At 74.2% G+C, this 21,305-nt stretch carries 18 protein-coding genes and 1 pseudogene; 15 read left to right on the top strand and 4 right to left on the bottom strand.

What is annotated here, in order from left to right:
* Positions 1-115: 115 nt before the first annotated feature.
* Positions 116-1,927, bottom strand: coding sequence for a glycoside hydrolase family 15 protein (locus tag QPK52_RS21680; RefSeq protein ID WP_410539113.1), 1,812 nt, complete (start codon positions 1,925-1,927; stop codon positions 116-118).
* 412 nt (positions 1,928-2,339) lie between these two features.
* Here QPK52_RS21680 and QPK52_RS21685 point away from each other — a divergent pair, with 412 nt between their 5' ends.
* The 10 genes and pseudogenes from QPK52_RS21685 to QPK52_RS21730 all read left to right on the top strand — a co-directional run bounded on the left by QPK52_RS21685 (position 2,340) and on the right by QPK52_RS21730 (position 14,358).
* Positions 2,340-4,040: a CTP synthase gene (locus tag QPK52_RS21685; RefSeq protein WP_410539114.1), complete on the top strand. Its 1,701-nt coding sequence runs from the start codon at positions 2,340-2,342 to the stop codon at positions 4,038-4,040.
* Between the two features lie 3 nt (positions 4,041-4,043).
* Positions 4,044-4,688 (top strand): NUDIX domain-containing protein, encoded by a 645-nt coding sequence (locus tag QPK52_RS21690; RefSeq protein ID WP_410539115.1) that lies wholly within the window; start codon positions 4,044-4,046, stop codon positions 4,686-4,688.
* Between the two features lie 112 nt (positions 4,689-4,800).
* Positions 4,801-7,023 carry a tetratricopeptide repeat protein gene (locus QPK52_RS21695; protein WP_410539116.1) on the top strand — a complete coding sequence of 741 codons (2,223 nt, stop codon included), beginning with the start codon at positions 4,801-4,803 and terminating at the stop codon, positions 7,021-7,023.
* A 182-nt stretch (positions 7,024-7,205) separates the two neighbouring features.
* Entirely contained in the window at positions 7,206-8,321 is a 1,116-nt protein-coding gene (gene ald / locus QPK52_RS21700) for an alanine dehydrogenase (protein ID WP_410540433.1), read from the top strand.
* A gap of 484 nt (positions 8,322-8,805) precedes the next feature.
* Positions 8,806-9,945 (top strand): ParA family protein, encoded by a 1,140-nt coding sequence (locus tag QPK52_RS21705; protein WP_410539117.1) that lies wholly within the window; start codon positions 8,806-8,808, stop codon positions 9,943-9,945.
* A complete protein-coding gene (locus QPK52_RS21710; protein ID WP_410539118.1) occupies positions 9,942-10,577 on the top strand; it encodes a hypothetical protein in 636 nt (211 codons plus the stop codon). Before QPK52_RS21705 ends, QPK52_RS21710 begins: the two co-directional genes overlap by 4 nt.
* A gap of 26 nt (positions 10,578-10,603) precedes the next feature.
* Positions 10,604-11,788, top strand: coding sequence for a segregation and condensation protein A (locus QPK52_RS21715; RefSeq protein ID WP_410539119.1), 1,185 nt, complete (start codon positions 10,604-10,606; stop codon positions 11,786-11,788).
* A complete protein-coding gene (gene scpB, locus QPK52_RS21720) occupies positions 11,785-12,471 on the top strand; it encodes an SMC-Scp complex subunit ScpB (RefSeq protein WP_410539120.1) in 687 nt (228 codons plus the stop codon). Before QPK52_RS21715 ends, scpB begins: the two co-directional genes overlap by 4 nt.
* A gap of 22 nt (positions 12,472-12,493) precedes the next feature.
* The gene (locus QPK52_RS21725; protein WP_410539122.1) at positions 12,494-13,663 is read left to right on the top strand and encodes a pseudouridine synthase; all 1,170 of its coding nucleotides are present in this window, start codon (positions 12,494-12,496) and stop codon (positions 13,661-13,663) included.
* A 78-nt stretch (positions 13,664-13,741) separates the two neighbouring features.
* Positions 13,742-14,358: pseudogene (locus QPK52_RS21730) on the top strand (DNA polymerase beta superfamily protein).
* Here QPK52_RS21730 and QPK52_RS21735 read toward each other — a convergent pair.
* The gene (locus QPK52_RS21735; RefSeq protein WP_410539123.1) at positions 14,349-15,092 is read right to left on the bottom strand and encodes a DNA polymerase beta superfamily protein; all 744 of its coding nucleotides are present in this window, start codon (positions 15,090-15,092) and stop codon (positions 14,349-14,351) included. The pseudogene QPK52_RS21730 and the gene QPK52_RS21735 sit on opposite strands and share 10 nt — an antisense overlap.
* Before the next feature lie 116 nt (positions 15,093-15,208).
* Here QPK52_RS21735 and aroH point away from each other — a divergent pair, with 116 nt between their 5' ends.
* The 5 genes from aroH (at position 15,209) to der (ending at position 19,778) form a co-directional block, all read left to right on the top strand.
* Entirely contained in the window at positions 15,209-15,571 is a 363-nt protein-coding gene (gene aroH, locus QPK52_RS21740; RefSeq protein WP_410539125.1) for a chorismate mutase, read from the top strand.
* Complete coding sequence (locus tag QPK52_RS21745) at positions 15,568-16,656, top strand: prephenate dehydrogenase (RefSeq protein ID WP_410539126.1); 1,089 nt, start codon at positions 15,568-15,570, stop codon at positions 16,654-16,656. Before aroH ends, QPK52_RS21745 begins: the two co-directional genes overlap by 4 nt.
* Positions 16,657-16,780: 124 nt before the next feature.
* Positions 16,781-17,512, top strand: coding sequence for a (d)CMP kinase (cmk, locus tag QPK52_RS21750; RefSeq protein WP_410539127.1), 732 nt, complete (start codon positions 16,781-16,783; stop codon positions 17,510-17,512).
* An 80-nt stretch (positions 17,513-17,592) separates the two neighbouring features.
* Positions 17,593-18,183, top strand: a complete 591-nt coding sequence (locus QPK52_RS21755; RefSeq protein WP_410540434.1) for a lysophospholipid acyltransferase family protein — start codon at positions 17,593-17,595, stop codon at positions 18,181-18,183.
* A gap of 128 nt (positions 18,184-18,311) precedes the next feature.
* Positions 18,312-19,778 (top strand): ribosome biogenesis GTPase Der, encoded by a 1,467-nt coding sequence (gene der, locus QPK52_RS21760; protein WP_410539128.1) that lies wholly within the window; start codon positions 18,312-18,314, stop codon positions 19,776-19,778.
* Between the two features lie 88 nt (positions 19,779-19,866).
* On the opposite strand, the gene QPK52_RS21765 is transcribed toward der, so the two are convergent.
* Both QPK52_RS21765 and QPK52_RS21770 read right to left on the bottom strand, forming a co-directional pair.
* Entirely contained in the window at positions 19,867-20,124 is a 258-nt protein-coding gene (locus QPK52_RS21765) for a hypothetical protein (RefSeq protein WP_410539129.1), read from the bottom strand.
* A 157-nt stretch (positions 20,125-20,281) separates the two neighbouring features.
* Entirely contained in the window at positions 20,282-21,118 is an 837-nt protein-coding gene (locus QPK52_RS21770; protein WP_410540435.1) for a hypothetical protein, read from the bottom strand.
* Positions 21,119-21,305: the final 187 nt, after the last annotated feature.

The following is a 21,305-nucleotide window of genomic DNA, read 5'->3' on the forward strand; positions in this document are numbered from 1 at the left end:
AGCGCTTTCACGACCCCGTTCTACGTTGTACAGCACCGTGGCACGGCACCGCCCGGCGCGTCCGGGAAACGGACGTCACCGGGCGGAGCCGGACGGGACGGCGGAGCCGGGGCCCTCAGCCGCCGTACGCGCCCGAGGCCGTCAGCCGCAGGGCGGTGTCGATCAGCGGAACGTGGCTGAACGCCTGCGGGAAGTTGCCCACCTGGCGCCCCAGACGGGAGTCCCACTCCTCCGCGAGCAACCCCAGGTCGTTGCGGAGCGAGAGCAGCTTCTCGAAGAGCCTGCGCGCCTCCTCCACCCGGCCGATCATCGCCAGGTCGTCGGCCAGCCAGAAGGAGCAGGCCAGGAACGCGCCCTCGTCGCCCTCCAGCCCGTCCAGCCCCGCGTGCTCGCCCGAGGTCGGGTAGCGCAGCACGAAGCCGTCCGGCGTGGACAGTTCGCGCTGGATGGCCTCGATGGTGCCGATGACCCGCTTGTCGTCCGGCGGAAGGAAGCCCACCTGCGGGATCAGCAGCAGGGAGGCGTCCAGCTCCTGGGACCCGTAGGACTGGGTGAAGGTGTTCCGCTCGGGGTCGTAGCCCTTCTCGCACACGTCGCGGTGTATCTCGTCGCGCAGCGCGCGCCACCGCTCCAGCGGGCCGTCCGCCTCGCCGGACTCGATCAGGCGGATCGTGCGGTCCACCGCCACCCAGGCCATGACCTTGGAGTGCACGAAGTGGCGGCGCGGGCCGCGCACCTCCCATATCCCCTCGTCCGGCTCGTTCCAGTGGTCCTCCAGATAGCCGATCAGCTTGATCTGCAGGAGGCTGGCGTAGTCGTTGCGCGCCAGACCGGTCATGTGGGCCAGGTGCAGGGCCTCGATGACCTCCCCGTACACGTCGAGCTGGAGCTGGGAGGCGGCGCCGTTGCCGACCCTCACCGGCTGGGAGTTCTCGTAGCCGGGCAGCCAGGACAGCTCCGTCTCGCCCAGCTCGCGCTCACCGGCGATGCCGTACATGATCTGCAGGTTCTCCGGATCGCCGGCGACCGCGCGCAGCAGCCACTCGCGCCAGGCGAGCGCCTCGCTGCGGTAGCCGGTGCGCAGCAGCGACGACAGCGTGATCGCCGCGTCGCGCAGCCAGGTGAAGCGGTAGTCCCAGTTGCGCACGCCGCCGATGTGCTCGGGCAGCGAGGTGGTGGGGGCCGCGACGATGCCGCCGGTCGGGGCGTAGGTGAGCGCCTTGAGCGTGATCAGGGAGCGCACCACCGCCTCCCGGTAGGGGCCGTGGTACGTGCACTGGCGCACCCAGTCGCGCCAGAAGTCCTCGGTCGCCGTCAGGGCCGTCTCCGGCTCCGCGGGCGCCGGGGGCTCCTTGTGCGAGGGCTGCCAGCTGATCGTCATGGCCACCCGGTCGCCCGGCGCGACGGTGAAGTCGGCGTAGGTGGTCAGGTCCTTGCCGTAGGTGTCGGCCTCGGAGTCCACCCACACGGAGTCGGGCCCCGCGACGGCGACGGTGCGGCCGTCCACCTTGTGCACCCACGGCACCACCCAGCCGTAGGAGAACCGCATCCGCAGCGCCGAACGCATCGGCACGCGGCCGCTGACGCCCTCCACGATGCGGATGAGCTGCGGCGCGTGGTGCTCGCGCGGCGGCATGAAATCGATCACACGCACCGTCCCGCGCGGGGTGTCCCACTCGGACTCCAGGATCAGGGAGTCGCCCCGGTAGCGGCGGCGGTTCGCGACCGGCGGCTCCTGGCCGGCGGGGTACGCGGGGCCCAGGCGCCAGAAGCCGTGCTCCTCGGTGCCCAGGAGTCCCGCGAAGACGGCGTGCGAGTCGAACCGGGGCAGGCACAGCCAGTCCACCGAACCGTCCCTGCATACCAGGGCGGCGGTCTGCATGTCCCCGATGAGTGCGTAATCCTCGATGCGCCCGGCCACGAGCATCTCCAGTCGAACAGTGGCTACGCCCCGTGGGACGTGCGGTTTTCCGTCCTGCCGCGCGGGAGGGCCCGCGCGGACAGTCTGAGCAGGATACGACGCGGCCAGATGTTCCGCGCCGAGGTCACCTTAGGGGTGACGGGCCCTTCCGGGTGACAACAATCCGGTGATTGACAACCGCGGTGGACGGCCGCGGCGGCGATCGCCGGGGCGGCCGCCCCGGTAACTGTGCCACGGCCCGGGCGGTGGCGGGCCGCGCCTCGGCAGCCCGGACGCGCCGCTGATACCCTGGTAGCCCGTGGAGCGGAGGGCACAACAACCCCCGAACCGCAGCGACGGCACCCCCACCGGTCGAGCCGATCCGACCGGGGCGCCGAAGCGCACGTCACCTCGCGACCACGGGAGCCCCCTCTTGGCCATGCCGACTCGATCCTCGACATCCATGACGACCAAGCACCTCTTCGTCACCGGGGGTGTCGCCTCCTCGCTCGGCAAGGGTCTGACCGCCTCCAGCCTGGGCGCCCTGCTCAAGGCGCGGGGACTGCGGGTCACCATGCAGAAGCTCGACCCGTACCTCAACGTCGACCCCGGCACGATGAACCCCTTCCAGCACGGCGAGGTGTTCGTCACCAACGACGGCGCCGAGACCGACCTGGACATCGGCCACTACGAGCGGTTCCTCGACGTCGACCTCGACGGCTCCGCCAACGTCACCACCGGCCAGATCTACTCCACGGTCATCGCCAAGGAGCGGCGCGGCGAGTACCTGGGCGACACCGTGCAGGTCATCCCGCACATCACCAACGAGATCAAGCACCGCATCCGCCGGATGGCCACCGACGACGTCGACGTGGTGATCACCGAGGTCGGCGGCACCGTCGGCGACATCGAGTCGCTGCCCTTCCTGGAGGCCGTGCGCCAGGTGCGGCACGAGGTCGGCCGCGACAACGTCTTCGTCGTCCACATCTCCCTGCTGCCCTACATCGGGCCCTCCGGCGAGCTGAAGACCAAGCCCACCCAGCACTCGGTCGCCGCCCTGCGCAACATCGGCATCCAGCCCGACGCCATCGTGCTGCGCGCCGACCGCGACGTGCCCGTCTCCATCAAGCGCAAGATCTCGCTGATGTGCGACGTGGACGAGGAGGCGGTGGTGGCCTGCAAGGACGCCCCGTCGATCTACGACATCCCCAAGGTCCTGCACACCGAGGGACTGGACGCCTACGTGGTGCGCCGGATGGGCCTGCCCTTCCGCGACGTGGACTGGACCCAGTGGGACGACCTGCTGCGCCGCGTCCACCAGCCCGACCACGAGGTGACCGTCGCGCTGGTCGGCAAGTACATCGACCTGCCCGACGCGTACCTGTCGGTCACCGAGGCGCTGCGCGCCGGGGGCTTCGCCAACAACGCCCGTGTGAAGATCAAGTGGGTCACCTCCGACGACTGCCGCGTCCCCGGCGGTGCGAGGAGGCAGCTCGGCGACGTGGACGCCATCTGCATCCCCGGCGGCTTCGGCGAGCGCGGCGTGGAGGGCAAGGTCGCCGCGATCACCTACGCCCGCGAGAACGGCGTCCCGCTGCTGGGCCTGTGTCTGGGCCTGCAGTGCATCGTCATCGAGGCCGCCCGCAACCTGGCCGGCATCGAGGGTGCCAACTCCACCGAGTTCGACCAGGCCGCGCCCCACCCGGTGATCTCCACCATGGAGGAGCAGCTCGACATCGTCGCCGGTGAGGGCGACATGGGCGGCACCATGCGACTGGGGATGTATCCGGCCAAACTCGCCGAGGGCTCGATCGTGCGCGAGGTCTACGGCGGCGAGCCGTACGTCGAGGAGCGCCACCGCCACCGCTACGAGGTCAACAACGCCTACCGGGCCGAGCTGGAGAAGACCGGCCTGGTGTTCTCCGGGACCTCCCCGGACAACAAGCTGGTGGAGTACGTGGAGTACCCGCGCGAGACCCACCCCTACCTGGTCGCCACCCAGGCCCACCCCGAGCTGCGCTCCCGGCCCACCCGCCCGCACCCGCTCTTCGCCGGTCTGGTCGGGGCGGCCGTGAAGCGGCAGCAGGGCTCGGGCGCCGCGCCTCAGGCCGCCCCCGCCGCGGCGGGCGAGGGGGCCTGAGCGGTGGCGGAGAAGGACGCAGGGGCTCTGCGGGACACCCCGAGGCAGTGGCGGGTCACCGCCTCCGAGACGCCCTTCGAGGGCGGCAAGACCAGCGTGCGCACCGACCGTGTGGTGATGCCGGACGGTTCCGTCGCCGCCCGCGACTACCAGGTCCACCCCGGTTCGGTGGCCGTCCTCGCGCTCGACGAGCAGGACCGGGTGCTGGTGATCAGCCAGTACCGGCACCCGGTGAGGCACAAGCTGTGGGAGATCCCCGCCGGCCTGCTCGACGTCCCCGGCGAGAACCCGCTGGGCGCCGCCCGGCGCGAGCTGTACGAGGAGGCGCACGTCAAGGCCGAGGACTGGCGGGTGCTGGTCGACGTGTACACCTCGCCCGGCGGCAGCGACGAGGCGGTGCGCATCTTCCTGGCCCGCGATCTGTCCGACGCCGACGGCGAGCGCTTCGAGGTCTGCGACGAGGAGGCCGACATGGAGGTGGCGCGTGTGCCCCTGGCGCAGTTGGTACGCGGTGCGCTGGCGGGGGACCTGCACAACAACTGCCTGGTGACCGGTGTCCTGGCCCTGACGGCCGCACGGACCGAGGGCGGTCCGGACGCCCTGCGCCCCGCCGAGGCGCCCTGGCCCGCCAGGCCGTTCCGGGCATGAGGAGCCGGCCGGCGGCCGGAGTGTGAACGTGCCCCGGGCGCGGAGCGGCCGCTCCGCGCCCGGGGCGCGCGGCGCCGGTGCGGACCGTCCGTGGTGAACTACCCTTCCAGCCGTGACGGATCAGGCGGTGCACACCGGCGGGCCGGCCCCGTCCGCCGGAGCCGTGGACGGAGGCGGGGCAGCGGGCGGTCTCCTGGGACGGCGGCGCGAACTGGACCGGCTGCGCGCAGACGCCGGACGCGCCGGGCTCGACGCCCTCTCCGGCAGCCCCTCGGCCCGTTGCCGCGTCCTGCTGATCGCGGGCCGGCCCGGCTCGGGCCGCACCGCGCTGGCGGAGGAGTTCGCGCGGCAGGCGGCCGCCGACTACCCCGACGGGATCCTGCGCGCCCGGCTCAGCGACCCGGACGGCACCCCCGTCCCCACCGAGCGCACCGCCCGCGACCTGCTCCGCGCTCTGGCGGCGGCCCGCGGCACGGCCGGCGAACCCCTGGCCGCGCCTCCCGCCGGGGCTGGGGACGTGGAGCTCGCCGAGGCGCTGCGCGCCGCCCTGGCGGACCGCCGCGCCCTGCTCCTCCTGGACGACGTGGCCGCTCCCGAACAGCTTCACGGCCTGCTGCCCGACGGCCGGGGATGCCTGGTGCTGGCCGTCTCCCGCGGGCCGCTGACCGGCATCCCGGACGTGCGCCCCTGCACGCTGGAGGGGCTCGGCACCGAGGCGGCCGTCGCCCTGCTGGAGAAGCGGGCCGGGGACACCCCCCGGGTCACCGTCGACCCGCGTGCGGCGGAGTCCCTGGCCGAGGCGTGCGGGGGGCGTCCCGCGGCGCTCGTCCTGGTCGGCGGCTGGCTGGCGGCCCACCCCACGGCGTCCGTCGCCGAGGCGGCCCGGCGTTTCGGAGCTCTCCCCGACGACCTGCCCGGCGGTGCGGCGGACGACGCCCACGCGCCCGAGGACGCGTCGGGACGCGTGCCCGGCGGCCACTTCGGCGGTCTTCCCGGCGGCCTTCCCAGTGGCCTCCCCGGTCCCGCGCGAGCGGCCGTCCCCGGGCCCCGGGCCCGTTCCGCCGCGGTCTCCCGGCCGCTGGTGCGGGCCTTCCACCTGGTCCACGGCTCGCTGCCGCCCTCGGCCGCGCGCTTCCTGCGCCTGCTGGCGCTCGCCCCGGCCGGACTCGCCGACGCCCACACCGCCTCGGCCCTCACCGGATGCCGGGCGGACGAGGCCGCGGCCACACTGGAGGCCTTCACCGGGCTCGGCCTGCTGCGCACCACCGCCACCCCGGGGCTGTACGCCGTCCCGGGCTGCCTCGCCCCCGTGCTCACGGCCGTGCTGGAGGAGCGGGAGCGCCCGCAGGACGTGAGGCTGGCCCGGGCCAGGGTGCTGGAGCGGTCGGCGCGGCTGCTGCGTTCCTGCCGGGCCGCGGCCGAGCCGCCCGGTTCACCGGCGCGCCGGGCGGCGGCCGAGCTGCCGCGCGCCCTGCGCTTCGAAAGCCGCGCCGCCGCCGCGGCCTGGCTCGGCCCCCGGCTGCCGGGCCTGCGCGCGGCCGCCCGCGCCGCCGTGGCGGACGGGGAACTGGACACCCTGGTCCGGCGGCTGGCCGCCGGGCTCGCCGGGGCGCTGATCGCGCACCTGGGGCACGAGGCGGCCGCCCCCGAGCTGTACCGGCTCCACGAACTGCTGCTGCCCGTCACCGAGCGGCGCGGGCTGCACGGCGAGCGCGCCGCGATCCTGCTCGACCTCGGGGACCTCGACGCCCACGCCGGCCGCCCGCACCGGGCACTGACGCGCTACCGCGGCGCACTGGAGGCCGCCCGCGCCGACGGCGGACGCGGCGGCGACCGGAGCGCGGCGGCGTACGCGCGGGCGCTGGAGTCGCTGGGCGACACCTACGCGCACCTGGGCGACGACCGGCGCGCCGGCGACTGGTACGGCCGGGCGCTGGCGCTGTGCCAGACCCGCGGCGAGCCGGCCGACGAGGCCCGGCTGCACGGGCTGATCGGGGCCGCGCACCTGCGCGAGGGGCGCTGGGAGGAGGCCCTGCGCGCCTGGCGGGCCTGTGCCGCGGCCTGCCGGCGGCTGCGGGACGGGGAGGCGTACGCGCGGGCGCTGGAGGAGGTTGCCAGGGTCCAGGAGTACGCGGGCCGCGGTGAGGAGGCGCGGCGCACCCGCCGCCGGGCCCTGCGGTGGGGGCGTCCGGGGGCGGTGCGCGGGGACGGGGGCGCGGCCCGGGGCGGGGAGACGGGCACAGGAGGCGGCGCCCGTTCGCGCCCCGCGGTGGCGCGGTGGATGCTGGAAGGAGCCTCGCGCACCGCCGAGAGCGGCGGTCGACCTGCGAAATAGACAGCGATCCTCGCAAAAATTGACCCTTTGCAAGGCTGGACAGGGAGAAACCCTTCATTAGACTGGCCGAGCTGCGGCCGCTCGACCGCATCCGACATTTACCCCGTGTACCGGTGCGGTGGGGTGGGCCCCGGTCCATTCCGCAACCATGACACCCCCATGAGACAAGGACCGTGATCGACGTGAAGGTCGGCATCCCCCGCGAAGTCAAGAACAACGAGTTCCGCGTGGCCATCACCCCGGCCGGTGTGCACGAGCTCGTACGCAACGGGCACCGGGTCTACGTGGAGCGGAGCGCCGGCGAGGGCTCCTCCATCCCCGACCGGGAGTACACCGAGGCCGGCGCGGTCATCCTGGACAGCGCCGACGAGGTGTGGGCCACCGCCGAACTGCTGCTGAAGGTCAAGGAGCCGGTCGCCGAGGAGTACCACCGGCTGCGCAAGGACCAGACGCTGTTCACCTACCTCCACCTGGCCGCGTCCCGGGAGTGCACCGACGCGCTGCTGCGCTCGGGCACCACCGCCATCGCCTACGAGACGGTGGAGACCGCCGACCGCGCGCTGCCGCTGCTGGCGCCGATGTCGGAGGTGGCGGGCCGGATCGCCCCGCAGGTGGGCGCGTACCACCTGATGCGCTCGGCCGGCGGCCGCGGAGTGCTGCCCGGCGGCGTGCCGGGCGTCGCGCCGAGCCGGGCCGTGGTCATAGGCGGCGGCGTCTCGGGCTGGAACGCCACCCAGATCGCCGTCGGCATGGGCTTCCACGTCACCCTGCTCGACAAGGACGTGCGCAAGCTGCGCGAGGCCGACCGGATCTTCGGCACCCGGGTGCGGACGGTCACCTCCAACGCGTACGAGCTGGAGAAGGCCGTCCTCGACGCCGACCTGGTCGTCGGCGCCGTGCTGATCCCGGGCGCCAAGGCGCCGAAGCTGGTCACCAACGAGCTGGTGTCGCGGATGAAGCCGGGCAGCGTGCTGGTCGACATCGCGATCGACCAGGGCGGCTGCTTCGAGGACTCGCGCCCCACCACCCACGCGGAGCCGACCTTCACCGTCCACGACTCGGTCTTCTACTGCGTCGCCAACATGCCCGGCGCGGTGCCGAGCACCTCGACGTACGCGCTGACCAACGCCACGCTGCCGTACATCGTCGAGCTGGCCAACCGCGGCTGGCGCGACGCCCTGCGCCGCGACCCCGCGCTCGCCAAGGGCCTGAACGTCCACGACGGCGAGGTGACCTACGGCCCGGTCGCCGAGGCGCACGGGCTGCCGGTGCGCGAGCCGGCCGCGCTGCTCGGCTGACGGGTCGGGCTGACGGCCGGTCGCCGACGGAGTAGACAAGTCGCCATATGAAGCGCCGGTGGCGGTCAACGGCGTGCGTCAACGTCACCCGTCAACACCGCCACGGCCGTTCCGCCGGCCGGAGCCCGGACCCTCCGGGCTCCGGTCGGCGGTTTCCCGTGTGCGGCGGGGGGTTGGCCGCGGGGCGGGGCCGGCGCCGGGCCGACGCGGCGTCAACTCGCCGCGATAGTTGCGCTTCGTCCCTTTCGCGCCCCCGGAAGACCTCGTCCGCGCGGCTGTTACGCCCTTGACAGACGGGTACATGGTTGCCGACACATCCGGCCGTCTACGGCGGATTGTGTTGCTGTGGACGGCCGACACGCCATAGAGTCGCCAATCATCGGCATGGTGCCACGCTGACCTGTCTAGAAGTTTCCTGGTCACCAAGGAGGTAGGACGACTTGTGAATGAGTCGACATTTACTCCCCCGGGTGGTCAACCAGGAATGCCTTCGCGGGGCGAAGCCCCTTCGGGACTCAAGGCCGTCGGCTCCGTCGCTGTCCAGACTTTCGCAGCCCACCAGAACCAGGCGAGCATGACAGCCCATCAGAGCATGGACGGCCACCGAGCGAACGCCATGGCCGCCGACCGCAGGGGCGGCGAGACCGGCCGGCCGGCCGACCACGCGGACCCCCACTACGAGGAACTCCCCGAGGGGCACTTCTACGACCCCGACGCGGAGTACGAACCCGACCCCGAGTACGCGGCCACCCTCGCGCCCGACGCCGCCCGCCAGCGCCGTGAGCGCATCGGGCCCACGGGCCGGCCGCTGCCGTACTTCCCGATCCCCGGCCCGGTCACCGAGCACGGCCCGGCGAAGATCATCGCGATGTGCAACCAGAAGGGCGGGGTGGGCAAGACCACCTCGACCATCAACCTGGGCGCCGCGCTCGCCGAGTACGGCCGCCGGGTGCTGCTGGTGGACTTCGACCCCCAGGGCGCCCTCTCCGTCGGCCTCGGCGTCAACCCGATGGAGCTGGACCTGACCGTCTACAACCTGCTCATGGAGCGGGGCATGTCGGCGGACGAGGTGCTGCTGAAGACGGCCGTGGCGGGCATGGACCTGCTGCCCAGCAACATCGACCTGTCCGCGGCCGAGGTCCAGCTCGTCAGCGAGGTCGCCCGCGAGTCCACGCTCCAGCGCGCCCTGGCGCCGCTGCTGCCCGACTACGACTTCATCGTCATCGACTGCCAGCCCTCCCTCGGCCTGCTCACCGTCAACGCGCTGACCGCCGCGCACAAGGTGATCGTGCCGCTGGAGTGCGAGTTCTTCGCGCTGCGCGGGGTGGCGCTGCTGACCGAGACGATCGAGAAGGTCCAGGAGCGGCTCAACCCGGAACTGGAGCTCGACGGCATCCTGGCGACGATGTACGACTCGCGCACCGTGCACAGCAGGGAGGTGCTCGCACGCGTGGTGGAGGCGTTCGACGACAACGTGTACCACACCGTCATCGGGCGCACGGTCCGCTTCCCGGAGACCACGGTCGCCGGCGAGCCGATCACCACCTACGCCTCCAACTCCGTCGGCGCCGCCGCCTACCGCCAACTCGCCAGGGAGGTGCTCGCCCGGTGCCACGCCGAGTGAGTCTCCCGGCAGCCGACGAACTGTTCCGTTCCACCGGAGGGTCCCCGGTCCAGCCGTCGACCCCCCAGCAGCACACCGGCGGCGACGCCTCCGCCGCCTCCCGGCTCCCCGCCCCGGCGGGCGGGCAGGGAGCCGCGGGCGAGCACGCCCCGGCGGACGACGGCGACGGCCCGGAGCGCACGGCGGCGGGCACCGCCGGAGCCCCGGAGGCCGGTGACCACGGCGGCCGCGAGCCCCGGCAGGCCCCGGTGCCCGGCCAGAGCGCCGGGCGAGGCGGCCGCGAGCCGGCGGAGGCCCGCCGGGGGACGGGCCAGCCCCCGGCCCAGTCCCCCGCGGGCGCCGCCCGGGGCCAGGGCAGGGGCCGTACGGCCGTGGGCGCGGCGGCTCCCCGGCGCGGCAGACCTGCGGCCCGGCGCCCCAGCGGACGCGAGCGCCACGACGAGAAGATCACCGTCTACGTCTCCGCCGAGGAGCTGATGGACCTCGAGCACGCCCGGCTGGTGCTCCGCGGTGAGCACGGCCTGGCCGTGGACCGCGGCCGGATCGTCCGCGAGGCTGTCGCCGTGGTCCTCGCGGACCTGGAGGCGCGCGGCGACGCGAGCATCCTGGTGCGCCGCCTGCGCGGCCGCTGACCCGCGGGGCGGTAGCCTGCCCCGCGATGCCGACCGCCGACGACCCCGCGCCCAACCCCCGGCGCTCCCGCCGCCCGCTCGGCCGGGGGCCGGGGGCGGCACCGGCCGCTCCGCGGCCGCCGGAAGCCCCGGCGGCCCCCGGGCCCGAGCCCACGGGGGAGCCGGAACCGGCCGGTCCGGCCGCCGCCGAGCCCAAACCCGTACCCGTACCCGAGCTTGAACCCGTACCCGAGCCCGAGGCCCTACCGGAACCGGCTCCGGTGCGCGGGCCCGTACCCGAGCCGGAACGGGTACGGCAGCCGCCGCCCGGGGAGGACCCGCCGCCCGGGGAGGGCGGAGAGCCGGAGGGCCGGGAGGAAGCCGGGGACGGGGGCGCCGAGTCCGGCGACGGCCGCTTCAAGGTCGTCTTGGACAACTTCGAGGGCCCCTTCGACCTCCTCCTCCAGCTCATCTCCCGGCACAAGCTGGACGTCACCGAGGTCGCCCTTTCGAAGGTCACCGACGAGTTCATGGCGCACATCCGCGCCATGGGCCCCGACTGGGACCTCGACCAGACCACCGAGTTCCTGGTCGTCGCCGCCACCCTGCTCGACCTGAAGGCCGCGCGGCTGCTGCCCGCCGCCGAGGTCGAGGACGAGGCCGACCTCGCCCTGCTGGAGGCACGCGACCTGCTCTTCGCCCGGCTGCTGCAGTACCGCGCGTACAAGCAGGTCGCCGGGATCTTCGACGGACGCCTGGCCGCCGAGGCACGCCGCCACCCCCGTACGGTGGGACTGGAGCCGCACCACGCCGAGCTGCTGCCCGAGGTGGTCATCAGCATCGGCCCCGAGGGCTTCGCCCGGCTCGCGGTCAAGGCGATGCAGCCCAGACCGGAACCGCAGGTCTACGTCGACCACATCCACGCCCCGCTGGTCAGCGTGCGCGAGCAGGCGGAGATCCTGGTGGCCAGGCTGCGGGAGCTGGGTGAGGCGAGCTTCGCGGCGCTCACCGAGGACGCGGCCGACACCCTCACCGTCGTCGCCCGCTTCCTGGCGCTGCTGGAGCTCTACCGCGAGCGCGCGGTCGCCCTGGAGCAGGAGGAGGCCCTCGGCGGCCTCACCGTGCGCTGGAGCGGCGGGGAGGAGACGCGGCCGCTGGTCACCGACGAGTTCGACGCGGGCGACGGCGCGGGCAGCGGCACAGGCGACGACGGGAAGGACGGCCTCGGATGAGCGCGGACACGGACACGGGACCGGACCCGGCCGGGACGGGGAGGAGCGGGGCGGCGGAGGAGCCCCGGCCGCCGGCCGGCGCCTCCGCCGTCGCCGAACTGGACCTCAAGCCCGCCCTGGAGGCGGTGCTGATGGTCGTCGACGAACCGGCCACCGAGGAGCACCTGGCCAAGGTGCTCCAGCGCCCCCGCCGCGCGATCGCCGTGGCGCTGCGCGAGCTGTCCGACGAGTACGCCCGGCAGGGCCGCGGCTTCGACCTGCGGCTGGTCGCCGGAGGCTGGCGGTACTACACCCGCCCCGAGTACGCCGACGCCGTCGAGAGCTTCGTCCTGGACGGCAGACAGGCCCGGCTGACCCAGGCCGCACTGGAGACCCTGGCCGTGGTCGCGTACCGTCAACCGGTCAGCCGCTCGCGCGTCTCGGCCGTGCGCGGGGTGAACTGCGACGGGGTCATGCGCACCCTCCTCCAGCGCGGGCTGATCGAGGAGGCGGGCACCGAACCCGAAACAGGTGCGATCCTGTACAGGACGACGAACTACTTCCTGGAGCGGATGGGCCTGCGCGGTCTGGACGAGCTTCCGGAGCTCGCGCCCTTCCTCCCCGAGGCGGACGCGGTCGAGGCCGAGAGCCAGGAGGGCGTGCCGTCGTTCGACGTGGACGACAGCGGCGATTCCCAGACTTAGAGACAGTTAGACGGAAACCTTGATGCGAAGCAGCGGCAGGAACAGCAACCGGAACCACCGGGGCGCGGGCAACAGCCGCGACGACAGGCAGAAGCGCGCGGGACGTCCCCGCCCGGAGGAGCGCCGTTACGACGCCGGCTCCGGCGGCGGGCCCGACAAGCCGGGCGGGCCGGGCAAGTCCGCCAAGCCCGGCGGCGCCAAGGGCCAGGGCCGGCGGCAGGGCCAGAGTCAGGGCCAGGAGGGCAGGCAAGGGCAGTCCTCCGGGGGCGCCTCCCGGGGCGGGCCGAAGGCGGGGGCCGGGACGGGAGGTCCCAAGGGCCCCAGGACCGGTCCCAGGCAGGGCGGCAAGGGCGGCGCCCGCGGGCGTTCGGTACCGGCGCGCCCCCGCGAGTACGACGCCCAGATCGAGGAGCGCAACCGCGCACGGCACGCCAAGCCGGCGCTCAAGCTCCCCAAGACCTTCGGCGAGGCGGAGGGCGAGAGGCTGCAGAAGGTCCTGGCCCGTGCCGGCATGGGCTCGCGCCGCGCCTGCGAGGAGCTGATCGACCAGCGCCGGGTGGAGGTCAACGGCGAGATCGTGGTCGAGCAGGGACTGCGAGTGGACCCGGAGAAGGACGAGATCAAGGTCGACGGCCTGACGATCGCCACACAGTCCTACCTGTTCTTCGCGCTCAACAAGCCCGCCGGCGTCGTCTCCTCCATGGAGGACCCGGAGGGCCGCCAGTGCCTGGGCGACTACGTGACCAACCGCGAGACCCGGCTGTTCCACGTCGGCCGCCTCGACACCGAGACCGAGGGGCTGATCCTGCTCACCAACCACGGCGAGCTGGCCCACCGCCTCACCCACCCCCGCTACGGCGTGGCGAAGACTTACCTCGCCGCCATCCAGGGGCCCATCCCGCGCGACCTGGGCAAGCGGCTCAAGGAAGGCGTGAAGCTGGAGGACGGGTACGCCCGCGCCGACAACTTCAAAGTCGTGGAGAACACCGGCAAGAACTACCTCGTCGAGGTCACCCTCCACGAGGGCCGCAAGCACATCGTCCGCCGCATGCTCGCCGAGGTCGGCTTCCCCGTCGACAAGCTGGTGCGCACCCGCTTCGGCCCCATCGCACTGGGCGACCAGAAGTCCGGCTGGCTGCGCCGGCTGACCAACACCGAGGTGGGCATGCTGATGCGGGAGGTCGACCTCTAGGCCGCCGTCCCGCCCGCCACCGGCCCCGGCCCGGGAAACCCCTGGCCGGGGCCTGTGCGCACCCGCCAGGGCGGGCGCATGGCCGCCCCGACCGCCGCCGGTCTCCCCGAGCCGCGCCCCGTACTCGCCCGGCAGCGACACCCCCTGGTCTTCGCGACCGTCTCCGGGGCGCATCTGTACGGCTCCCCCTCCCGCGACTCCGGCGCCGACCTGCGCGGGTTCCACCTGCTGCCGGTGGAGGACCTGACCGGGCCGCGGGAGGGCGAGGAGACCGCGGGCCGGATGCGGGACCGGGACGGGGCCGAGCCGGACCTGGTCACCCACGGCCTGCGCGGGTTCGCCCGGCTGACGCTCCGCCGCTACCGGGGCTTCGCCGGCACCCGGTGGCGGCTGTGCGGCAGGACCGGTGAGCCGAAGCCGCTGCTCCACACCTTCCGAGCGCCGCTCACCGGCATCCGTCCGATGCGCACCGGCGAGGTCTGCGCCCGTCTGCCCACCCTCGCAGAGGAGGTGGGGGAGGCCCCGGCCACCTCGCCGGGCTGATCGACGCCAAGGCCGAGGCCGGGTACGGGCCGGCCCCGCTGGACGGCGGCCGGGACGTCTTCCGGCCCCCGGACGAGCCCGGCGGCCGTGACGCCCTCCACGACCTGGCCGTCCGGGCCCGCATGGCCGCCGGGCGGCCGGTTCAGACGTAGGCGCGGCGGACGCGGACCAGGAAGTCCTCCACCCGGGCGCGGTCCGGTTCGGCGGGCAGCGGGGTGCCGGAGGCGGCCCCGTCCGCCTCCTCGCGGAGGCGCGCGAGCCAGGCCTCCACCTCGGCCCAGGCCACCTCACCGCGCCGGACGGCCAGCAGGCGGTCCCGGTACGGCCCCGCGTCCAGGACGAGTTCCCCGGTGCGCAGCAGATCGCGGCAGGACAGCAGCAGCCGCACCAGGTGCATGGCCTGCTTCCAGCGCATCTCGCCGCGGCTGCGCACCCGCGCCCGCAGCTTGCGGTGCTGCCCCCAGGCGTACCCGGTGAAGGTGCGGTGCACATGCCGGGAGAGGAACGCGCCGCGCAGGGCCAGAAGCTCCCGGCCGGTGTCGTCCAGGCGCTCGACGAGGGGGGAGTGCAGACACTCCAGGATGCTGGGGTTCGAGGCCAGCCCCAGCGCGCAGAAGCGCTCCAGTTCCCAGGAGAACTCCTCCGGACGCGGGCCCTCCACATGCGTCGGGGGCTTCTCCAGGCGCCAGAACAGCGGCGTCGGCGCGGCGTACACACCGCGCCGGTCGGTGTCGCTGTCCTCGGTCGCCAGGCCGAAGGCGTGCGAGCCCATCACACAGGAGTAGACGGTGTGGTCGCGCACCAGGCCGTGCGGGTCCGGGCCGTAAGCTGCCGGGCCGTGCGGGGCCTGGCCGTGCGGGGCGGGTGTGCCGGGCGCGGAGGGCATGGCCGCGATTGTGGCACGCGGCCGTCTCGCAGGGCGGGCGCGGACGCGGGAGCCGGTACACCGCCTCTACGCTGACCAGGACAGCATTACAGCCGCGGACGCAAGGGAGCGAGCAGGTGACGGTACGAGCGGTGCGGGGCGCCGTGCAGTTGGACCGGGACGAGGCCGGGCACATGGACGAGCGGGTCTCGCAACTGCTCACCGCGATACTGGAGCGCAACGCGCTGACGGCCGACGACCTGATCAGCGTCTGGTTCACGGCCACCCCCGATCTGCGCAGCGACTTCCCCGCCGCCGCGGCCCGCAAGCTCGGCATCGTGGACGTGCCGCTGATCTGTGCGCAGGAGATGGACGTGGCCGGCGCCATGCCGCGGGTGGTCCGCATCCTCGCCCATGTCGAGACCGGTCTGACCAGGGCCGGGATCTCCCACGTCTACCTCGGCGCCGCCGGGGCCCTGCGCAAGGACATCGCCCAGTGAGGACCGCGCTCGTCATCGGCACCGGACTGATCGGCACCTCCGTCGCCCTGGCCCTGGCCGGGCGCGGGGTGCGGGTGCACCTGGAGGACCACGACGCCGACCAGGCCCGCACGGCCGCCTCCCTGGGCGCCGGGACCGACCGGCCCCCGGAGGGGCCGGTGGACCTCGCCGTCGTGGCCGTACCGCCCGCCCACATCCCCGCCGTCCTCGCCGCGGCCCAGCGCCGGAAGGCGGCCCGCGGCTATCTGGACGTCGGCAGCGTCAAGGGCGGGCCGCGCCGGGAGGCCGAGGCGCTGGGCTGCGATCCGACCACCTACCTGGGCACGCACCCGATGTCCGGGCGCGAGACCTCCGGACCGCTGGCCGCCACCGCCGACCTCTTCGAGGGGCGGCCCTGGGTCCTCACCCCCACCCCGGAGACCGACACCGAGGTGCTCAACCTCGCGCTGGAGCTGATCTCGCTCTGCCGCGCCGTCCCCGTGGTGATGGACGCCGACGCGCACGACCGGGCCGTCGCCCTGGTCTCGCACACCCCGCAACTGCTGTCCAGCCTGGTCGCCGCCCGCCTGGAGGGCGCCGACGAGACGGCCGTGCGCCTGTGCGGCCAGGGCATCCGCGACGTGACGCGGATCGCTGCCTCCGACCCGGGCATGTGGATCGACATCCTCTCGGCCAACCCCGGTCCCGTGGCCGACATCCTGGCCGCGGTGGCCGGCGACCTGGAGGAGACGGTGCGGGCGCTGCGCGCGCTGGAGTCCGCCGACGAGACCGAGCGCACCGGCGGCGCGGCGGGCATCGAGGAGGTACTGCGCCGCGGCAACAGCGGCCGGGCCAGGATCCCGGGCAAGCACGGGCAGGCCCCGGCCGCCTACGAGACGGTGGCGGTGCTCATCAGCGACCGGCCGGGCGAGCTGGCCAGCATCTTCGCCGACGCCGGACGGGCCGGCGTCAACGTCGAGGACGTCCGGATCGAGCACGCCACCGGCCAGCAGGCCGGCCACGTCCAGCTCATGGTCGAGCCGAGTGCCGCCCCCGTGCTGACGGCGGCGCTGCGCGAGCGGGGCTGGGCCATCCGGCAGCAGTAGGGGTACCCGGCCGACGGTAGCCTTGTGCCGGACGGGGAGGGCGTGCCGGCGTTCCCCTCGCCGGCGCCCCCGCGCCCGCGTCCCGACCCGTGCTCCCAGCAGTTCGAGAAAGGTGCCCGACACCGTGGCAGCAACCTCCCGGCAGGCGTCCTCCGTGTCCCCGGACGCCCCGGCCCCCGTCATCGTCGCCATCGACGGCCCGTCCGGCACGGGCAAGTCGAGCACCTCCCGGGCCGTCGCGGCCAAGCTCGGCCTGAGCTACCTGGACACCGGTGCGCAGTACCGCGCGATCACCTGGTGGATGCTGACCCACGACATCGACGTCCGGGACGCCGAGGCCGTCGCCGCCGCGGCCGACCGCCCCGAGATCCTCTCCGGCACCGACCCGGCCGAGCCGACCATCACCGTGGACGGCACGGACGCCTCCGGTCCGATCCGCACGCAGGAGGTCACCGGCGCGGTCAGCGCGGTCAGCGCGGTGCCCGCGGTGCGCACCAGGATCACCGAGCTCCAGCGCGCCATCGCCGCGGGTGCCCCCACCGGCATCGTCGTCGAGGGCCGGGACATCGGCACCACCGTCCTGCCCGACGCGGACCTGAAGATCTTCCTCACCGCCTCCCCCGAGGCCCGCGCGGCCCGGCGCGGCGGCGAGCTGAAGGGCAGCGGCGGCCGTCCGGTCGACCTGGACGCCACCCGCGAGGCGCTGCTCAGGAGGGACGCCGCCGACGCCGGCCGCAAGACCTCCCCGCTGCGCAAGGCGGACGACGCGGTCGAGGTGGACACCACCGAACTGACCCTGGAGCAGGTCATCGAGTGCGTCGTCACCCTGATCGAAGAGAAGCAGCAGGCCAGGTGAGCGCGGCGGACGGCAGCGGCGGCCCGGGCCTGCCCAGCGCACGGGGCGCCGCGGTCGGGCGGCGCATCGGGATCGGTCTGATGTACGGGCTGTGGCGGCCCAGGGTGCTCGGTGCCTGGCGGGTCCCGGCCGCCGGGCCGGTGATCCTCGCCGTCAACCACACGCACGCCGTGGACGGCCCGCTGCTGATGGGGACCGCACCCCGGCCGGTGCACTTCCTGATCAAGAAGGAGGCCTTCATCGGCCCCCTCGACCCCTTCCTGACCGGTATCGGACAGATCGAGGTGGACCGGAAGGCCGCCGACCGCGTCGCGATCACCAGGGCGCTGGGCGTGCTGGGAAACGGCGGTGTGCTGGGCATCTTCCCGGAGGGCACCCGGGGGGAGGGCGACTTCGCCTCGCTCCGCTCGGGCCTGGCCTACTTCGCGCTGCGCTCCGGGGCGCCCGTCGTACCCGTCGCGGTGCTGGGGACGGCCGGGACGCGCGGGCGCGCGATACCCGCGCTGCCCCCGCTGCGGGCCCGCGTCGACATCGTGTTCGGCGAACCCTTCGAGGCGGGCGACGGCAGCGGCAGGCGCACCCGGGCGGCGCTGGACGAGGCGACGGTGCGCATCGGCAGGCGACTGACGGCCCACCTGGCCGACGCCCGGCGCGCCACCGGGCGCGGTTAGGCGACACTGGACCTCTGCGCCCGTGGCGCCCGCGCGTACCGCGCGGGCGCACACGGCCCCGGACGGGGGCGTGCGCCCACGGGGCGCGCAGGGTCACGGACAACACGTACACACGAGGACAGGACTTCATGAACGAGCAGACCCACGTCGGCGACGAGCACGGGCACGGTGAGCTCGGCGACGCCGAGTACGCGGAGTTCATGGAGCTCGCCGCGCAGGAGGGGTTCGAAGCCGAGGACGTCGAGGGGGCGCTCGGCGAGGCCGGGCATGGGCCGCTGCCGGTGCTGGCCGTCGTCGGCCGGCCGAACGTCGGCAAGTCGACTCTGGTCAACCGCATCCTCGGCCGCCGCGAGGCCGTCGTGGAGGACCGCCCCGGTGTCACCCGGGACCGGGTCACCTACGAGGCCGAGTGGGCGGGGCGTCGCTTCAAGGTGGTCGACACCGGAGGCTGGGAGCAGGACGTCCTGGGCATCGACGCCTCGGTGGCGGCCCAGGCCGAGTTCGCGATCGAGGCCGCCGACGCGGTGGTCTTCGTGGTGGACGCCACGGTCGGCGCGACCGACACCGACGAGGCCGTCGTCAGGCTGCTGCGCAAGGCGGGCAAGCCCGTGGTGCTGTGCGCGAACAAGGTCGACGGGCCCTCCGGCGAGGCGGACGCCGCCATGCTGTGGTCGCTCGGCCTCGGCGAGCCCCACCCGGTCTCCGCACTGCACGGCAGGGGCACCGGCGATCTGCTGGACGAGGTGCTGAAGGTGCTGCCCGAGGCGCCGCCGCAGACCTTCGGCGGCGGGATCGGCGGGCCGCGCCGGGTGGCGCTGATCGGCCGCCCCAACGTCGGCAAGTCCTCGCTGCTGAACAAGGTCGCGGGGGAGGACCGGGTGGTCGTCGACCAACTGGCGGGCACCACCCGCGATCCGGTCGACGAGCTGATCGAACTGGGCGGCAAAACCTGGAAGTTCGTCGACACCGCCGGCATCCGGCGCCGGGTGCACCTGACCGAGGGCGCCGACTACTACGCCTCGCTGCGCACGGCCGCCGCCCTGGAGAAGGCCGAGGTCGCGGTCGTCCTCATCGACGTCAGCGAGCCGGTCAGCGTGCAGGACACCCGCATCATCACCATGGCGGTCGACGCCGGACGCGCGCTGGTCATCGCGTACAACAAGTGGGACACCCTCGACGAGGAGCGCCGCTACTACCTGGAGCGCGAGATCGAGACCGATCTCGGCCAGGTGAAGTGGGCGCCGCGGGTGAACGTCTCGGCGCGCACCGGCCGCCACATGGAGAAGCTGGTGCCGGCGATCGAGACCGCGCTGGCAGGCTGGGAGACCCGGGTGCCGACCGGGCGGCTCAACGCCTTCCTCGGCGAACTGGTCGCCGCCCATCCCCATCCGATCCGGGGCGGCAAGCAGCCCCGCATCCTCTTCGGCACCCAGGCGGGCACCCGCCCGCCGCGTTTCGTCCTGTTCGCCTCCGGCTTCCTGGAGGCCGGCTACCGCCGGTTCATCGAGCGCAGGCTGCGCGAGGAGTTCGGTTTCGAGGGCACGCCCATCCACATCTCGGTGCGGGTGCGCGAGAAGCGCGGGCGCAAGAAGTGAGGCGAGGGCGGGGTGGGCGCCGGCCGGCGCCCACCCCGCCCTCCGCGGACGACCGGTGAGGGTCGTGCCCCGCAGCGGGGCACGACCCTCACCGGTCGTAGGGGCGGCCGTCCCGCGGAGCGGGCGGCAGGACGGCGGGCGCCGGAGCGGCGGGGAGGAAGCCGCCGGTCCGGCGCCCGCCGTACCAGTGGGCCGTCCCGGTGCCGAAGCCCGTGAACCGCAGTTCCTCCTCGCCGCTCCGGTCCCCGGGCAGGGCCCGGAACAGGCGCCGGTACTCGGCGTACAGCGCGTCGTAGATCGGAGTGGCCGGGAAGTGGCCCGACATGGGCTCGTGGGGGGCGCGCATCCCCGGGATCTGGCCGCGGTTGAGATGCGCGTTGTGGGGGCGGGAAGGTTCGTAAGGCTGCACGTCAGTGCCAACGATCACGCCGCCCGGCGGATGCGGGCCCGGTGGGGGGAAACCCCGGTAGGGGGAAGCGGGGCCCGCGGATTCCCCGGGTTCCTCAGGTGCCCGCCAGCGGCATGGCGGCGGCCACCAGGAGGCCGCCCGCGGCGGCCTTCTCCAGCGCGTCGCGCAGCAGGTCCTCGCGCGGCTGCTGCCCGATGGCGCCGACCGGTGCGGCGTAGACGTAGACCGTCCGGCTCCGGTTGGCCGCCGTCCGCCAGTCGTCGGTGACGGGCAGCGGCTGGTGCGCCTGCCACCAGGAGGTGGGCTGCCCGCCGCCGGGGCCCGGCTGGAGGATGGCGTGGAGCCGGCCCATGGCCAGCAGGACGGACCAGCCGCCGACCGGCGCCGGGGCCCGGGCCACGTCGTTCACGGGCATGAAGCCCTGCTCGATGAGGAGCGGCAGGAAGTCGTCGCCGGGGCCGTCGGAGCCGGGGCGGCTGATGGGCGCGGTGGGCTCGACGACGAGGGCGGGGTGGAGCTGGTCGTCGATGAGCACCTGTCCGCAGGTCACGCCCAGCACGGCCTGGCGCGGGGCGGGGGCGGACCCGGAGCCGGCGGGGGGCGCGCCGGAGGGGGAGGACGGCAGGGGCGCGCCGCTCCGGGCGGGGGCGTCGCCGGCCCCGGACCCGCCGGTGATGGTGCGCACGGCGTCCTTGAGCTGCTCCTCGGAGACCGGGACGACCTGGGACGGGATGCAGGTCGCGTGGGCGAAGGCGAGCACGGCCGTCTCCTCGCCGAGGAAGAGCACGGTGCTGGTGCGCTCCTGCTCGGGGTCGCCGGGGGCGCGGCAGGAGGTGCAGTCGTAGCTGCCGGGGGCGCTGTCACCGGCGATCAGCCGGGCGGCTTCCTCCTCGCCGATCTCGGCGCGGACGTCGTCGCTGACATCGAGCATGGGGGACACGGGGAAACTCCTGGCGTTCGGTTCTGGTTCACAAGCACAACGGGGGACCGAGTGCCGTGGTAACGCGCCGGGGGGAGCGCAGGTCGCACAGGCGGATGCGCGGCGCGCGACGCGCGCCGGTTCGTTCCGCTTCCCCTCGGGGAAGCCGGGGAACGCGGGGAGACACGGGGGAGGGGAC

The sequence above is a fragment of the Streptomyces sp. KL2 genome (assembly GCF_046529545.1).
Taxonomy (GTDB): Bacteria; Actinomycetota; Actinomycetes; order Streptomycetales; family Streptomycetaceae; genus Streptomyces; species Streptomyces radiopugnans.

What these genes read in the sequence shown, in the direction of transcription:
- QPK52_RS21680 (WP_410539113.1), bottom strand. Translation starts at nt 1,927, where the DNA reads ATGCTCGTGGCCGGGCGCATCGAGGATTACGCACTCATCGGGGACATG.
- QPK52_RS21685 (WP_410539114.1), top strand. Translation starts at nt 2,340, where the DNA reads ATGCCGACTCGATCCTCGACATCCATGACGACCAAGCACCTCTTCGTC.
- QPK52_RS21705 (WP_410539117.1), top strand. Translation starts at nt 8,806, where the DNA reads ATGCCTTCGCGGGGCGAAGCCCCTTCGGGACTCAAGGCCGTCGGCTCC.
- QPK52_RS21715 (WP_410539119.1), top strand. Translation starts at nt 10,604, where the DNA reads ATGCCGACCGCCGACGACCCCGCGCCCAACCCCCGGCGCTCCCGCCGC.
- scpB (WP_410539120.1), top strand. Translation starts at nt 11,785, where the DNA reads ATGAGCGCGGACACGGACACGGGACCGGACCCGGCCGGGACGGGGAGG.
- QPK52_RS21725 (WP_410539122.1), top strand. Translation starts at nt 12,494, where the DNA reads ATGCGAAGCAGCGGCAGGAACAGCAACCGGAACCACCGGGGCGCGGGC.
- QPK52_RS21735 (WP_410539123.1), bottom strand. Translation starts at nt 15,092, where the DNA reads ATGCCCTCCGCGCCCGGCACACCCGCCCCGCACGGCCAGGCCCCGCAC.
- QPK52_RS21755 (WP_410540434.1), top strand. Translation starts at nt 17,593, where the DNA reads ATGTACGGGCTGTGGCGGCCCAGGGTGCTCGGTGCCTGGCGGGTCCCG.
- der (WP_410539128.1), top strand. Translation starts at nt 18,312, where the DNA reads ATGAACGAGCAGACCCACGTCGGCGACGAGCACGGGCACGGTGAGCTC.
- QPK52_RS21765 (WP_410539129.1), bottom strand. Translation starts at nt 20,124, where the DNA reads ATGCGCGCCCCCCACGAGCCCATGTCGGGCCACTTCCCGGCCACTCCG.
- QPK52_RS21770 (WP_410540435.1), bottom strand. Translation starts at nt 21,118, where the DNA reads ATGCTCGATGTCAGCGACGACGTCCGCGCCGAGATCGGCGAGGAGGAA.